Origin of the sequence: Streptomyces anthophorae (assembly GCF_049310305.1) — a bacterium.
Classification (GTDB): domain Bacteria; phylum Actinomycetota; class Actinomycetes; order Streptomycetales; family Streptomycetaceae; genus Streptomyces.
This window is the reverse complement of record NZ_JBLWQQ010000001.1, coordinates 2,231,235-2,244,836: the sequence shown is the minus strand read 5'-3', so window position 1 is coordinate 2,244,836 and position 13,602 is coordinate 2,231,235. Positions and strand designations below refer to the sequence as shown.

General features: G+C 70.5%; 14 protein-coding genes. 12 read left to right on the top strand and 2 right to left on the bottom strand.

Going from position 1 to position 13,602, the window contains the following annotated elements; genetic code table 11:
• Window positions 1–113 precede the first annotated feature (113 nt).
• The 7 genes from ACNYS0_RS10080 (at window position 114) to ACNYS0_RS10050 (ending at window position 7,175) form a co-directional block, all read left to right on the top strand.
• On the top strand, window positions 114–1,118 hold the full coding sequence (locus ACNYS0_RS10080) for a sugar ABC transporter substrate-binding protein (protein ID WP_422472474.1): 1,005 nt from the start codon (window positions 114–116) through the stop codon (window positions 1,116–1,118).
• Complete coding sequence (locus ACNYS0_RS10075; protein ID WP_422472472.1) at window positions 1,115–2,161, top strand: ABC transporter permease; 1,047 nt, start codon at window positions 1,115–1,117, stop codon at window positions 2,159–2,161. The genes ACNYS0_RS10080 and ACNYS0_RS10075 overlap by 4 nt, the downstream gene beginning before the upstream one ends.
• Complete coding sequence (locus tag ACNYS0_RS10070; RefSeq protein WP_422472470.1) at window positions 2,158–2,997, top strand: ATP-binding cassette domain-containing protein; 840 nt, start codon at window positions 2,158–2,160, stop codon at window positions 2,995–2,997. Before ACNYS0_RS10075 ends, ACNYS0_RS10070 begins: the two co-directional genes overlap by 4 nt.
• Window positions 2,998–3,261: 264 nt before the next feature.
• Window positions 3,262–4,425 (top strand): ROK family glucokinase, encoded by a 1,164-nt coding sequence (locus ACNYS0_RS10065; RefSeq protein ID WP_422472468.1) that lies wholly within the window; start codon window positions 3,262–3,264, stop codon window positions 4,423–4,425.
• A gap of 41 nt (window positions 4,426–4,466) precedes the next feature.
• Window positions 4,467–5,048, top strand: coding sequence for a sugar kinase (locus ACNYS0_RS10060; RefSeq protein ID WP_422472466.1), 582 nt, complete (start codon window positions 4,467–4,469; stop codon window positions 5,046–5,048).
• Window positions 5,049–5,197: 149 nt separating this feature from the next.
• Window positions 5,198–6,496: a bifunctional 3-oxoadipate enol-lactonase/4-carboxymuconolactone decarboxylase PcaDC gene (gene pcaDC, locus ACNYS0_RS10055; RefSeq protein WP_422472464.1), complete on the top strand. Its 1,299-nt coding sequence runs from the start codon at window positions 5,198–5,200 to the stop codon at window positions 6,494–6,496.
• A 43-nt stretch (window positions 6,497–6,539) separates the two neighbouring features.
• Window positions 6,540–7,175: an MBL fold metallo-hydrolase gene (locus ACNYS0_RS10050; protein WP_422472462.1), complete on the top strand. Its 636-nt coding sequence runs from the start codon at window positions 6,540–6,542 to the stop codon at window positions 7,173–7,175.
• Between the two features lie 10 nt (window positions 7,176–7,185).
• Here ACNYS0_RS10050 and ACNYS0_RS10045 read toward each other — a convergent pair whose 3' ends face one another.
• Window positions 7,186–7,761, bottom strand: coding sequence for a hydrolase (locus tag ACNYS0_RS10045; protein ID WP_422472460.1), 576 nt, complete (start codon window positions 7,759–7,761; stop codon window positions 7,186–7,188).
• A 130-nt stretch (window positions 7,762–7,891) separates the two neighbouring features.
• Here ACNYS0_RS10045 and ACNYS0_RS10040 point away from each other — a divergent pair, with 130 nt between their 5' ends.
• Together ACNYS0_RS10040 and ACNYS0_RS10035 are read left to right on the top strand one after the other, a co-directional pair.
• Window positions 7,892–8,671 carry an exodeoxyribonuclease III gene (locus ACNYS0_RS10040; RefSeq protein WP_422472458.1) on the top strand — a complete coding sequence of 260 codons (780 nt, stop codon included), beginning with the start codon at window positions 7,892–7,894 and terminating at the stop codon, window positions 8,669–8,671.
• Window positions 8,672–8,718: 47 nt separating this feature from the next.
• Window positions 8,719–9,390: a class I SAM-dependent methyltransferase gene (locus tag ACNYS0_RS10035; RefSeq protein WP_422472456.1), complete on the top strand. Its 672-nt coding sequence runs from the start codon at window positions 8,719–8,721 to the stop codon at window positions 9,388–9,390.
• On the opposite strand, the gene ACNYS0_RS10030 is transcribed toward ACNYS0_RS10035, so the two are convergent.
• Entirely contained in the window at window positions 9,380–11,194 is a 1,815-nt protein-coding gene (locus ACNYS0_RS10030; RefSeq protein ID WP_422472454.1) for an SGNH/GDSL hydrolase family protein, read from the bottom strand. The genes ACNYS0_RS10035 and ACNYS0_RS10030 overlap by 11 nt on opposite strands.
• A gap of 144 nt (window positions 11,195–11,338) precedes the next feature.
• On the opposite strand from ACNYS0_RS10030, the gene ACNYS0_RS10025 reads away from it, so the two are divergent.
• From ACNYS0_RS10025 to ACNYS0_RS10015, 3 genes are all read left to right on the top strand, one after another.
• Window positions 11,339–11,788 (top strand): DUF6278 family protein, encoded by a 450-nt coding sequence (locus ACNYS0_RS10025; RefSeq protein WP_422472452.1) that lies wholly within the window; start codon window positions 11,339–11,341, stop codon window positions 11,786–11,788.
• A 133-nt stretch (window positions 11,789–11,921) separates the two neighbouring features.
• Window positions 11,922–12,665: an amino acid ABC transporter ATP-binding protein gene (locus tag ACNYS0_RS10020; protein WP_422472450.1), complete on the top strand. Its 744-nt coding sequence runs from the start codon at window positions 11,922–11,924 to the stop codon at window positions 12,663–12,665.
• Between the two features lie 20 nt (window positions 12,666–12,685).
• Window positions 12,686–13,597, top strand: a complete 912-nt coding sequence (locus ACNYS0_RS10015) for a glutamate ABC transporter substrate-binding protein (RefSeq protein WP_422472448.1) — start codon at window positions 12,686–12,688, stop codon at window positions 13,595–13,597.
• Window positions 13,598–13,602: the final 5 nt, after the last annotated feature.

The window sequence follows — 13,602 nt, the reverse complement described above, 5'->3', positions numbered from 1 at the left end:
ATACTTGTGCGTTTGGGACCGGAATGGGGTCCTTCAGGACCGACATCCGGTCCGCCGGGGTCGGCCCGCCGATCCCGGTCGACGACGCAGCAGACCAAGAAGGGCACGGCCTCGTGGCACGGTTTCGGACCTGGGTGAGCATCGCGGTTGCGGGGGCTCTCGGCCTCTCGCTCGCAGGGTGCAGCAGCACCGGCGGCAAGCGGGCGGAGGACGCCAGGAAGTCCCGGGCCGCGCAGGGCAGGGCCGCGGTGGACACGCCCCGCTGGACCTTCGCGATGATCACCCATTCGGGCGATGGCGACACCTTCTGGGACATCGTCCAGAACGGTGCCAAGCAGGCGGCCACCAAGGACAACATCAACTTCCTCTACTCGCACAACGAGGAGGCGAACCAGCAGGCGCAGCTCGTCGACGCGGCCATCGACAAGAAGGTCGACGGAATCATCGTCACGCTCGCCAAGCCGGACGCCATGAAGTCCGCCCTGGCCCGCGCGAAGAAGGCCGGCATCCCCGTCATCACCGTGAACTCGGGCTCCGAGATCTACAAGAAGTACGGCGCGATCACGCACATCGGCCAGGACGAGACCATCGCGGGCGAGGCCGTCGGCAAGGAGCTCAACAAGCGCGGCAAGAAGAAGGCCCTGTGCGTCCTGCACGAGCAGGGCAACGTCGGCCATGAGCAGCGCTGCGAGGGCGCCAAGAAGACCTTCGACGGCAAGATGACGAACCTGTACGTCGAGGGCACCAACATGCCCGACGTGCAGTCCTCCATCGAGGCCAAGCTCCAGTCCGACGCGTCCATCGACTCGGTCGTCACGCTGGGCGCCCCGTTCGCCGCCACCGCCGTGAAGGCCAAGGAGGACGCGGGCAGCAAGGCCGAGATCGAGACCTTCGACCTCAACGACAAGGTCGCGCAGGAGCTCCAGGACGGCGACCTCGGCTTCGCCGTCGACCAGCAGCCCTACCTCCAGGGATACGAGGCGGTGGACCTGCTCTGGCTCTACCGGTACAACGCCAATGTGCTCGGCGGCGGACAGCCGGTCCTGACAGGACCCGAGGTCGTGACCAAGGACCAGGCCGCCAAGCTTCAGGAGTACGCGAAGCGGGGGACCCGATGAGCAGCGCGACAACCACTCCGGAGAAGGCCGACGAACGGCTGGTCAAGACCTCGCCCTGGAAGAAGCTCCTCGGCCGGCCCGAACTGGGCTCGGTCATCGGCGCCGTCGCCGTCTTCATCTTCTTCGTGATCTTCGCGGACAGCTTCCTGCGCGCGACCAGCCTCGCGACGGTCCTGTACGCGTCCTCGACGCTCGGCATCATGGCCGTGCCGGTGGCGCTGCTGATGATCGGCGGCGAGTTCGACCTGTCGGCGGGCGTCATGGTGACGTCCTCGGCGCTGATCTCGTCGATGTTCAGCTACCAGATGACGGCGAACACCTGGGTGGGCGTCGGCGTCTCGCTCCTGGTGACGCTCGCCATCGGTGTCTTCAACGGCGTCATGCTGACCCGCACCAAACTCCCCAGCTTCATCATCACGCTCGGCACGTTCCTGATGCTGACGGGCATGAACCTGGGCTTCACCAAGCTGATCAGCGGCACCGTCTCCACGAAGTCGATCGCCGACATGGAGGGCTTCGACTCGGCCAAGTCCGTCTTCGCCTCCACGTTCAGCATCGGCGGCGTCGACTTCAAGATCACGATCCTGTGGTGGCTCGCCCTCGTCCTCGTGGCGACCTGGATCCTGCTCCGCACCCGCGTCGGCAACTGGATCTTCGCGGTCGGCGGCGACCTCGACGCGGCCCGCGCGGTGGGCGTCCCGGTCAACAAGACGAAGATCGGCCTCTACATGGGCGTCGCGTTCGGCGCCTGGATCTCGGGCCAGCACCTGCTCTTCTCGTACGACGTCGTGCAGTCAGGCGAGGGCGTCGGCAACGAGCTGATCTACATCGTCGCTGCCGTCATCGGCGGCTGCCTGATCACCGGCGGCTACGGCTCCGCGGTCGGCGCGGCCATCGGCGCGCTGATCTTCGGCATGACCAGCAAGGGCATCGTGTTCGCCGAGTGGAACTCGGACTGGTTCAAGTTCTTCCTCGGGGCGATGCTGCTCCTCGCGACCCTGCTCAACGCGTGGGTCCGCAAGCGCGCGGAGGCGAGCAAATGACGACGACGGACACGGCCACACCCCTGGTGGAGCTGGACGGGGTCAGCAAGTTCTACGGCAACATCCGCGCCCTCGACGACGTCTCGCTCGTCGTCAACGCGGGCGAGATCTCCTGCGTCCTCGGCGACAACGGCGCCGGCAAGTCGACCCTCATCAAGATCATCGCGGGTCTGCACCAGCACGACGGCGGCCGGTTCGCGATCGAGGGCGAGGAGACCCGGCTCAGCAACCCGCGCGACGCCCTGAACCGGGGCATCGCCACTGTCTACCAGGACCTCGCGGTCGTCCCGCTGATGCCGGTGTGGCGCAACTTCTTCCTCGGCTCGGAACCCACGAAGGGGACCGGCCCCTTCAAGCGCCTGGACGTCGAGCTCATGCGGCGTACGACGCACGAGGAACTGGCCCGCATGGGCATCGACCTGCGCGACGTCGACCAGCCGATCGGCACGCTGTCCGGCGGCGAGCGGCAGTGCGTCGCCATCGCCCGCGCCGTCTACTTCGGCGCGAAGGTCCTCGTCCTCGACGAGCCGACGGCGGCGCTCGGCGTCAAGCAGTCGGGCGTGGTGCTGAAGTACGTCGCGGCGGCACGTGACGCGGGCCTCGGCGTGGTGCTGATCACGCACAACCCGCACCACGCGTACCTCGTGGGGGACCGGTTCGTGCTGCTCAAGCGGGGCGGGATGTTCGGCAGCCACGTGCGGGACGACATCACCCTCGACGAGCTGACCCGGCAGATGGCGGGCGGCTCCGAGCTGGACGACCTCCGGCACGAGCTGGAGCGGGCGCCAGTGCCTACGCATTTGGGCGGGCATACGGCCGACGGGGCCGAGAAGTAGGGCCTCCGTTACGCGCGGGCGGGTGCGGTTTCCGGTTTTTTCGGGCGGCTGCACGTCGCGTCGTTGGTTGCGTTCGCGCAGTTCCCCGCGCCCCTTTCAGGGGCGCGGGGAACTGCGCGAACGGGAGCCGGGCGGCCGTAAGACGCGGCACCGTTCAGGCAACGCGCAGCGTCGGCGGACGCGCCGCGCCGGGGTGGGCCCCACCCCGGCGTGGCGCAAAACCCGGTATGCGGCGGAGCCGATGCGTGAGGCAGAATCGCCGCAATGAGCACCTACCGCGACCTCGCACACCGTGGCAGCGCACGGGCCACCGTCCTGCGGACGGTCGGCACCCGCGAGCGCCGCTCGCACACGACGGCTCCGCGCGTACCCACCGTCGGCATCGACATCGGTGGCACGAAGGTGATGGCCGGCGTGGTCGACGCGGACGGCACCATCCTGGAGACGCTCCGCACGGAGACCCCGGACAAGTCGAAGAGCCCCAAGGTCGTCGAGGACACGATCACGGAGCTGGTGCTCGACCTCTCCGACCGGCACGACGTGCACGCGGTCGGCATCGGCGCGGCCGGCTGGGTCGACGCGGACCGCAACCGCGTCCTGTTCGCCCCCCACCTGTCGTGGCGCAACGAACCCCTCCGCGACCGCCTCGCCGGCCGTCTCGCGGTCCCCGTGCTCGTCGACAACGACGCGAACACCGCTGCCTGGGCGGAGTGGCGCTTCGGCGCGGGCCGCGGCGAGGACCACCTCGTCATGATCACGCTCGGCACCGGCATCGGCGGCGCGATCCTCGAGGACGGACAGGTCAAGCGCGGCAAGTTCGGCGTCGCCGGCGAGTTCGGCCACATGCAGGTCGTCCCCGGAGGGCACCGCTGCCCGTGCGGCAACCGCGGCTGCTGGGAGCAGTACAGCTCCGGCAACGCCCTGGTCCGTGAGGCCCGCGAGCTGGCGGCGGCCGACTCCCCGGTCGCGTACAACATCATCGAGCGGGTCCAGGGGCACATCCCCGACATCACCGGTCCGCTCATCACGGAGCTGGCCCGCGAGGGCGACGCCATGTGCGTCGAGCTGCTCCAGGACATCGGCCAGTGGCTGGGCGTCGGCATAGCGAACCTCGCGGCGGCCCTCGACCCGTCGTGCTTCGTCATCGGCGGCGGTGTGTCGGCCGCCGACGACCTGCTGATCGCGCCCGCCCGCGACGCGTTCAAGCGCCAGCTCACCGGCCGCGGCTACCGCCCCGAGGCCCGCATCGCCCGCGCCCAGCTCGGCCCCGAGGCCGGCATGGTCGGCGCCGCGGACCTGGCCCGCCTCGTCGCCCGCCGCTTCCGCCGCGCCAAGCGCCGCCGCGTGGAGCGCCACGAGCGGTACGAGCGCTACGCCCGCACCCGCAGCACGACGGGCGCGCCCGTCGACGGGGCCGAGCAGGGCTAGGGCAGCCGCAGATGCCGCAGAAAGTGACAGGAAATCCAGCCATGACCGTGCCCCGCCAGCCCCCGTCCGCGGACGAAGAGCCGCGCCCGGCCGAGGGCCGCGGCCATGTGATCAAACGCCGCGTCCTCACGCTCCTGACCATCGTGCTGCTCATCGGCATCCCCGCCGGGTATCTGGTGATCTCCGCGGGCCAGAGCCGGGACAGCGGCAAGGACAAGGAGGCGAAGTACTCGGCGACCGGCCTCACCGTCGGCTGGCCGTCCAAGGTGCAGCGCCGCCTCTACCAGATCCCGGTCCCCCCGCACTCGCGCAACGTCGCCTACTACGAGACGAACAACTACAAGGTGAGCCGCCTGTACGCGCAGTTCCTCACCAGCAACAAGGGCCTCGACCAGTTCCTGGAGGAGGTCGACGCCGGCTACACGGTCGGCGACCTGGCGACCGACGACATCGCGATCAGCGACCGGGACCAGAGGATCGCGGGCTGGGACTTCACGGGCCCGGGCCCCTGGTACGGCCTCACCCACGAGCAGGAGGACCCGTCGCCGACCCAGACCGTCGTGGTGAACCGCTCCAACCCGGACCACCCCATGGTGTACGTGGTGTCGATGACGCACCCGTGATCGTTCCCGGCCCCTGACCGGCGCGCGGGTGCCCGCTCTTCACGCCGTCCCCACGCCTGATCCACACCAGGAACCCGGAGTGAACACGTCACGTCCATTGTGGGGACCCGCCACCAGATCGCTCAGGCACAGTGGCTAGCGTGGCGGGTGTGAGTGACACGAAGACCCCGCGCCTGCAGTACCGATTCGACGGCCGTGACGACGACTCCGCCCCGGTGCTCATCCTCGGCCCGTCGCTCGGCACGACGTGGCACATGTGGGACCGCCAGGTGCCCGAGCTGGCCCAGCACTGGCGGGTGTTCCGCTTCGACCTGCCCGGCCACGGCGGTTCCCCCGCCCACCCGGCGGGCTCCGTCGAGGCGCTCGCGGAGCGGCTGCTCGCCACGCTCGACGAGCTGGGCATCCAGCGCTTCGGCTACGCGGGCTGCTCGCTGGGCGGCGCGATCGGCGCGGAGCTCGCGCTGCGCCACCCGGAGCGCGTCGCGTCGCTCGCCCTGATCGCGGCCTCGCCGCGGTTCGGCACCGCCGACGAGTTCCGCCAGCGCGGCGTCATCGTGCGCAGCAACGGCCTCGACCCCATCGCCCGTACGGCGCCCGAGCGCTGGTTCACGCACGGCTTCGCCACCGCGCAGCCCGCGATCACGGACTGGGCGGTGCAGATGGTCCGCACGACGGACCCGGGCTGCTACATCGCCTCGTGCGAGGCGCTCGCGGGCTTCGACGTCCGCGAGGAGCTGAGCGACATCGGCGTCCCGACGCTCGTCCTCGTAGGCTCGGAGGACCAGGTCACGGGCCCCGCCGAGGCCCGCACGCTGGTCGCGGGGATACCGGACGCCCGGCTCGCGGTGGTGCCCGGCGCCTCCCACCTGGCCCCGGTCGAGCAGCCGGCCGCCGTCACCGACCTCCTCGTACGGCACTTCACCTCGGCCTGGCCCGCCGCGCACGAGAAGACCGGGCAGACCGCCATCCAGGCCGCCCCGGTCAAGCCGGTCATCGCGCCGCCGCCCCCGTCGGCCCCGCCGCGCGCGGAGATAGCGGCCGCTCAGCAGCCGGAGGCCGCGACCCGGCCGGACCCGCACGACGCGGGCCTCAAGACGCGCCGCGAGGTCCTCGGCGACGCCCATGTGGACCGGGCCCTGGCCACGGCCGACGACTTCTCCGGCGACTTCCAGGAGTTCCTCACGCGCTACGCGTGGGGCGAGATCTGGTCGCGTCCCGGGCTCGACCGCCGCACGCGCTCCTCGGTGACCCTGGCGACCCTGGTCGCGGGCGGCCACCTCGACGAGCTGGTGTTCCACACGCGGGCGGCGCTGCGCAACGGCCTCACGGCGGCGGAGATCAAGGAGATCCTGTTGCAGACCGCCGTCTACTGCGGCGTACCGGCCGCGAACGCGGCGTTCAAGGTGGCCCAGCAGGTCATCCGCGAGGAGACCACGCCCCAGGAGTGACGCGGGGCTGAAACGGCGCGGGAGCGGGAGCAGGATGGGACGTATGAAGCTGACGAAGAAGACCCACGCCTGCGTCCGGCTCCACAAGGACGGGCAGACGCTCGTCATCGACCCGGGCGGATTCTCCGAGGAGGACGCGGCCGTCGGCGCCGACGCGATCCTCGTGACGCACGAGCACCCCGACCACTTCAACGAGGACCGGCTGCGCGCCGGGATGGAGGCCAACCCCGGCGCGCACATCTGGACCCTGAAGTCGGTCGCGGAGCAGCTCTCGGCGGCCTTCCCGGGCCGCGTCCACACGGTGGGGCACGGCGACACGTTCACGGCCGCCGGCTTCGACGTCCAGGTGCACGGCGAGCTGCACGCGGTGATCCACCCGGACATCCCGCGCATCACGAACGTCGGCTATCTCGTCGACGGCGGCACGGTCTTCCACCCCGGCGACGCGCTCACCGTCCCCGACCACCCGGTCGAGACGCTGATGCTGCCCGTCATGGCGCCCTGGAACAAGATCGCCGAAGTGATCGACTACGTCCGCGAGGTCAAGCCGCGGCGCGCGTACGACATCCACGACGCGCTGCTCACGGACCTCGCCCGGCCGATCTACGACAACCAGATCGGCGCGCTCGGCGGCACCGAGCACCTGCGCCTGGCCCCGGGCGGCTCGGCGCAGGTCTGATCCCCGCGGCCTACTTGCCGAGCAGTTCGACGACCTCGTCCGTGGAGCCGATCTCCGCGAGGCGCGGGAAGATCTTGCCGAAGCTGTGCTCGTGGGAGTCGGCGTCCGTGTCGGTCGTCGCGTCGTCCACGAGCACCAGGTTGTAGCCCAGCTCCCACGCGGAGCGGGCGGAGGACTCGACGCCGATGGACGTCGAGATGCCGCAGAGCACGATCTGGGTGACGCCGCGGCGGCGCAGCTGGAGGTCCAGCTCGGTGCCGGTGAAGGCGCCCCAGTGCCGCTTGGTGATGACGATGTCGTCGCCGACCGGGCCGAGCTCGTCGGGGAACTCGGAGAACGCGGGCGGCGGCGCCTGCGTCATGGCGCCCGCGGCGGCCCGGCCCGTCGGGAGGTCGCCGCCGTCCTGCGACCAGGCGACCTTCACGCGCACGACGGGCAGGCCCTTGGCGCGGAAGGCCTCGGCGAGCTTGACGCCGTTCTTGAGGACGTCGGCGGAGGGGTGCACGGTCGGCAGGCCGAGGATGCCGTTCTGGAGGTCGATGAGGACGAGGGCGGGGCGCTCGTCGAGGGGGCTGTTGATCGTCATGTTCGGCAGGCTAACTGTTTAACAGAAAAACTTGCAAGATTGCCTGTCGATCGCGGGCGCGGCGCCCGGCACACGGGCCGTCCCCGGCGGGCGCGTCACGCTGTCAGTGGTGCCGGGTAGGTTGTGGGACATGCGCATTGCTACCTGGAACGTGAACTCGATCACCGCGCGGCTGCCGCGCCTCCTTGCCTGGCTGGAGAGCAGCGGCACGGACGTGCTGTGCATCCAGGAGACCAAGTGCTCGGCGGACCAGTTCCCCACGGAGGAGCTGCGGGAGCTGGGCTACGAGTCGGCGGTGAACGCGACCGGCAGGTGGAACGGGGTGGCGCTGCTCTCCCGCGTGGGCCTGGAGGACGTGGTCAAGGGCGTCCCCGGCGACCCCGGCTACGACGGCACGGAGGAGCCCCGCGCGATCTCCGCGACCTGCGGCCCGGTCCGCGTCTGGTCGGTCTACGTGCCGAACGGGCGGGAGGTCGACCACGCGCACTACGCGTACAAGCTCCAGTGGTTCGAGGCCCTGAAGGCGGCGGTCGCGGGCGACGCGGCGGGCTCGCGCCCCTTCGCGGTGATGGGCGACTACAACGTGGCGCCGACGGACGACGACGTCTGGGACATCTCCCTCTTCGACGGTGCGACGCATGTGACCCCGGCCGAGCGCGCGGCGCTCACGGCACTGCGGGAGACGGGCCTGAGCGACGTCGTGCCGCGCCCCCTCAAGTACGACCACCCGTTCACGTACTGGGACTACCGCGCCCTCGGCTTCCCGAAGAACAAGGGCATGCGCATCGACCTGGTCTACGGGAACGAGCCGTTCGCCAAGGCCGTCTCCGATGCGTACGTGGACCGCGAGGAGCGCAAGGGCAAGGGCGCATCGGACCATGCGCCGGTCGTGGTGGACCTGGACGTCTGAGGGCGGCCCGGGGCGATTGTCAGTGGCGGGCGCTAGCGTCTGCGCCCGTGACGGATCTGACGACGTACCTGAACTCGACCCAACTGGCCTACGACACCGCGGCCGGCGCCTACGCCGAGATCGTGCCCCCGCTCTTCCCGCAGGACCTGTACGCGCACGCGATGTTCGGCGTCTTCGCCGAGCGGGTGAAGCGGGCGGGCGGCGGGCCCGTGGCCGATCTCGGATGCGGGCCCGGGCATGTGACGGCCCATCTGGACTCGCTCGGCCTGTCCGCCTTCGGCGTCGACCTCTCGCCGAAGACGGTCGCCGAGGCCCGTCGCGCCCACCCCGGACTGCGGTTCGAGGAGGGCACGATGACCGGGCTCGACCTGGCCGACGGCTCGCTCGGCGGCATCGTCGCCTGGTACTCGACGGTGCACACGCCGCCGGAGCTGCTGCCGACGGTGTTCGCCGAGTTCCACCGCGTCCTCGCCCCCGGCGGCCATCTGCTGCTCGGCTTCAAGGTGGGCGACCTGCTGCGCCACCTGGACCACGCCTACGGGCACGACCTCTCGCTGGACGTCTACTGGCTGGACCCGGAGCACGTCGCCGGGCTCGTGGCACAGGCCGGTCTCCCGGTGGAGGCCGAGCTGGTCCGCGAGCCCGAGGAGTACGAGCGGGCGACCCAGGGGCGGCAGGCCGTCCTGATCGCCCGCAAGCCGGTGGACGCTACGGCCTGAGGAGCTCCAGGTCGATCGAGTCGGCCAGCGCCTTCAGGCCCGGATCGCCGGGATGCAGATGGTCCCCGCTGTCGTAGGCGGGGAGCATCCGCGCCGGGTGGGCGGGGTCCCGGATCACGGCGTCGAAGTCCAGGAAGCCGTCGAAGCCCGAACCGGGGCCGCGGACGAAGGAGTTGATTGCCTCCCGCTGCTCGTCGGCGGCCGCCGTGCACAGGGCCTCGCCCTCGCACGGCGTGATCGTCGCCCCGATCACCTTCAGGCCCCGCGCGTGCGCCCGCGCCACGATCTCCCGCAGCCCCGCCTCCACCTGCGCGGCGCTCGCGCCCCAGCGCACGTCGTTCACGCCCTGGAAGACGACGACCGTCTTCGCCGAGGTCTGCGCGAACACATCGCGGTCGAGGCGGTGCAGCGCGCTGACGCCGCCCGTGTCGGTGGAGAGCCCGTCGCCGGGGTAGCGGTCGGCGACGACCCGGTTCGCGGAGATGCCCTCGTTCAGCACCCCGTAGTGCGGCACCTTCGACTGCGCGAGGAGTCGCGTGGCGAGCACGTTGGGCCAGCGGTGGTTCGCGTCCAGCGTCGACTTCACGCCATCCGTGATGGAGTCGCCGAGCAGCACGACGGAACCCGGGCCGCCGCCCACGTCGACGCCGGTGAGCAGGGGCCAGTACGAGATCGTCGAGCTGTACGAGGCGCCGTCCGCCTCCGTCGCGTGATCGCCCGCCGTGCTCACGTAGCTGCGCTGGATGGCCTGGCTGTGCACGGGCGCCGCGGTGACGGGCTCCGGCAGATGGAAGCTCACGAGAAGGTTGGAGCTCTCCGGTACGTCGAAGTCCACCGGATCGCTGAACGCCTGCCCGCCGGCCGGGAGTTGGGTGCCGCTCTTGCCATGGAACGTCAGCGGCACCGGCTTCCCGCGCGCCGCGGCCCCCGCCCCCTGCACCGCCACCGAGGCGCTCCCGATCCGCACCGGTGTCGCGGCGAAGGTGTTCTCCAGGCGGATGCGGACCTTCGGCCCGCCCGTGCTCGTGTGCACGACGAGCCGGATCGTACGGTCCGCCCAGGGACCCACGGCGGTGTACCCGGCGGGCGAGGCCGACCAGCTGCCCGTCCACCCGGACGTCGCCGCGCGCACGGAGAGGCCGAAGACGTGCAGCGTCCCGCCGCTCGCCTTCGGCAGGTCCACGGAGGAGATCTGCCGGCCCTTGCGCACCGGCACGGTCACGGCGTACAGCCGGGTCTTCTCGGCGACCTGCCCGGCCGCCGTGTTCCGGTGCGGCAGCGCCACCGACTTGGTGGCGAGCGGACCGGTGCGCCAGTCCGGCGCGGTGAGGGAGTACGTCGAGCGCGATCCGTCCGCGTACCGGACGACGCCGGTGCCCGCCGCGTCCCCGCCGGTGCCGGCGACCAGGAAGGCGAGCGCGTCCCCCCGCCCGCTCACCCGCACGGACTGCCCGTTCGCGCGTACGTTGTCGGGCCCGGTCCCCGCGGTCCGCGGCCAGGTCAGCCGGGCCCGGTCGATCTCCATGGCGCGGCCGGGGGTCCACCCGGCCGCGGTGAGGTCCTGCGCGGACAGGGAGCTGCCCGCGCCGTCGAGGTCCGCTTCACCGGGGCGCGTGTCGTCGCTGACGCCCCGGTTGTCGAAGAGCCGCTCCAGAGGGAGCGGCCCGGGTCTGGCGGGTGCGGCGTGGGCCGCGGCGACCGGGGTGACCCCCGCGCAGACGGCCAGTATGAACGCGGCTCCCCAAATGCGTCGGCGCAAGACCGACTCCCTCCGCTTGTGTGTCCGCCGTGGTGGTTGCGCCATGAAGCTAAGGATGGGGTGATGGCCCGTCAATGTGTCGCGAGGCAACCGGGGGAGAAAGGCCGGTGTCCGGTTCCCGAACTCGGCGCGGCGCCGCCTCCGCGCGCCTGTGGTGCGGGCAGGTGGGGGGATGTCAATCTGGGCGATATGAAGATCCCTTTCGCGGCCAATTGGCACAAGAAGCGCGGTCCGGCCCACGGTGTCGCCGTGTTCCCGACCGGCGAGGAAGGCGACGAGAGCGAGAGCGGGCTCGTCGAACTGCTCGCCGAGTGCGAGCTCTTGCGGTCCCACGCCGACGACGCGGGGGTCGAACTCGACGAGTCGGTGCGCTCGTTGGAGGCGCTCGACCAGCTCGTGCCGCGCTGGCGGGAGGACGAGGACACGCTGCACTGGCTGGGCAATGACGCGGGTCTCTACCTCGGCTCGGTCATGGTGCGGCACGTGTCGGGCGCCAGTTGGGTGATCTGGGACAACGGGCAGCCGGTGGTGCGGCTCGAATCGGGCCGGGAGATCGACGTCGTGGAGGCCGGGCACGCGTGGGCGGCGAGCGGGGCCCCGGAGCTCTCCCAGTTCTACGCGGAGGCCGCCGAGTCGTAGGCCGGTGCGCGCCGCCACGTAGTTGAGCCTCAAATACGGTTAATGCCCATAAGTGCGTGTCGTCTGTTAAGTCCCATGTAAGCGTGGATAGTTTGCGCGGACCGACACCGCTGAAAGTGGGCAGGGACTGCCGATGGCCGTCGATCCGTTGATCGAGCTGCGAGACGTGAACAAGTACTACGGGGAGCTGCATGTCCTTCAGGACATCGACCTCACCGTCGGCAAGGGGGAGGTGGTGGTCGTCATCGGCCCTTCGGGGTCGGGCAAATCGACGCTCTGCCGGACGATCAATCGCCTGGAGACCATCGAGTCCGGTGTGATCCGGCTCGACGGAAAGCCACTCCCCGAGGAGGGGAAGGCGCTCGCGGGGCTGCGGGCCGAAGTGGGCATGGTCTTCCAGTCGTTCAACCTCTTCGCGCACAAGACGGTGCTCCAGAACGTCTCACTGGCCCAGCTGAAGGTCAGAAAGCGCAAGAAGGACGAGGCCGACAAGCGCTCCCGCGAACTGCTCGAACGGGTCGGACTCGCCGCCCACGCCGACAAGTTCCCCGCGCAGATGTCCGGCGGACAGCAGCAGCGCGTGGCCATCGCCCGCGCGCTCGCCATGGACCCCAAGGCCCTCCTCTTCGACGAGCCGACCTCGGCCCTCGACCCGGAGATGATCAACGAGGTCCTCGAGGTCATGCAGCAGCTCGCGCACGACGGCATGACGATGGTCGTGGTCACCCACGAGATGGGCTTCGCGCGCACCGCCGCCGACCGCGTCGTCTTCATGGCGGACGGAAAGATCGTGGAGGACCGCAACCCCGAGGAGTTCTTCACCCACCCGGAGAGCGAGCGCGCCCGGGACTTCCTCTCCAAGATCCTGAAGCACTGACCGGGGGAGCGCACCACCACATGATCGCCAAGTCGCTACGGCTGCTCGCCGCGCTCGCGGTGACCGCCCTGGCCGCCACCGCATGCGGCAAGGAGGGCAGCCCGCCCGTCAAGGGGCCGTCGGCCGCCGAGCTCCCCCAGTACAAGATCGCCCAGGGCTTCTCGCTGCCCGACTCCCCGACGTGGAAGAAGGCGCACAAGCGCGGCCACTTCATCGTCGGGGCCAAGGAGGACCAGCCCTACCTCGGCGAGAAGAACCCCGCGGACGGCTCGTACACGGGCTTCGACATCGAGATCGCCAAGATGGTCTCGGCCTCCCTCGGGCTCGACCCGAAGAGGATCCGCTTCAAGACCATCGCGTCGGCGAACCGCGAGACGGCCCTCCAGAACGGGCAGATCGACTACTACGTCGGCACGTACACGATCAACGACATGCGCAAGAAGCTCGTCGGCTTCGCGGGCCCGTACTACATGGCGGGTCAGTCGCTGCTCGTGCGCAGCGACGAGAAGGACATCAAGGGACCCGACGACCTCGCGGGCAAGCGCGTCTGCTCGGCGGCCGGTTCCACCCCGTACCAGCGCATCAAGTCCGACTACCCGAAGGCCGAGCTCGTCGCGTACGACACGTACTCGATCTGCGTCGACAACCTGCTGACGTACCAGGTCGACGCGGTCACCACCGACGACGCGATCCTGCTCGGCTACGCGGCCAAGGTGCCCGAGGAGATGAAGCTCGTCGGCAAGCCCTTCTCCGAGGAGCCGTACGGCATCGGCGTCCCGAAGAAGGACAACGCGCTGCGGTTCGCCATCAACGACGCGCTCGAGGCCCGCCAGAAGAACGGCGACTGGAAGAAGGCCTACGAGGCGACGCTCGGGCTGTCCGGCGAGCCGGCCCCGAAACCGCCCGCCATCGACCGCTACCCGGCGAACTGAGGAGG

Coding starts and splice junctions, on each gene's coding strand:
- ACNYS0_RS10075 (WP_422472472.1), top strand. CDS start 1,115: ATGAGCAGCGCGACAACCACTCCGGAGAAGGCCGACGAACGGCTGGTC.
- ACNYS0_RS10070 (WP_422472470.1), top strand. CDS start 2,158: ATGACGACGACGGACACGGCCACACCCCTGGTGGAGCTGGACGGGGTC.
- ACNYS0_RS10065 (WP_422472468.1), top strand. CDS start 3,262: ATGAGCACCTACCGCGACCTCGCACACCGTGGCAGCGCACGGGCCACC.
- ACNYS0_RS10060 (WP_422472466.1), top strand. CDS start 4,467: ATGACCGTGCCCCGCCAGCCCCCGTCCGCGGACGAAGAGCCGCGCCCG.
- ACNYS0_RS10050 (WP_422472462.1), top strand. CDS start 6,540: ATGAAGCTGACGAAGAAGACCCACGCCTGCGTCCGGCTCCACAAGGAC.
- ACNYS0_RS10045 (WP_422472460.1), bottom strand. CDS start 7,761: ATGACGATCAACAGCCCCCTCGACGAGCGCCCCGCCCTCGTCCTCATC.
- ACNYS0_RS10040 (WP_422472458.1), top strand. CDS start 7,892: ATGCGCATTGCTACCTGGAACGTGAACTCGATCACCGCGCGGCTGCCG.
- ACNYS0_RS10030 (WP_422472454.1), bottom strand. CDS start 11,194: ATGGCGCAACCACCACGGCGGACACACAAGCGGAGGGAGTCGGTCTTG.
- ACNYS0_RS10025 (WP_422472452.1), top strand. CDS start 11,339: ATGAAGATCCCTTTCGCGGCCAATTGGCACAAGAAGCGCGGTCCGGCC.
- ACNYS0_RS10020 (WP_422472450.1), top strand. CDS start 11,922: ATGGCCGTCGATCCGTTGATCGAGCTGCGAGACGTGAACAAGTACTAC.
- ACNYS0_RS10015 (WP_422472448.1), top strand. CDS start 12,686: ATGATCGCCAAGTCGCTACGGCTGCTCGCCGCGCTCGCGGTGACCGCC.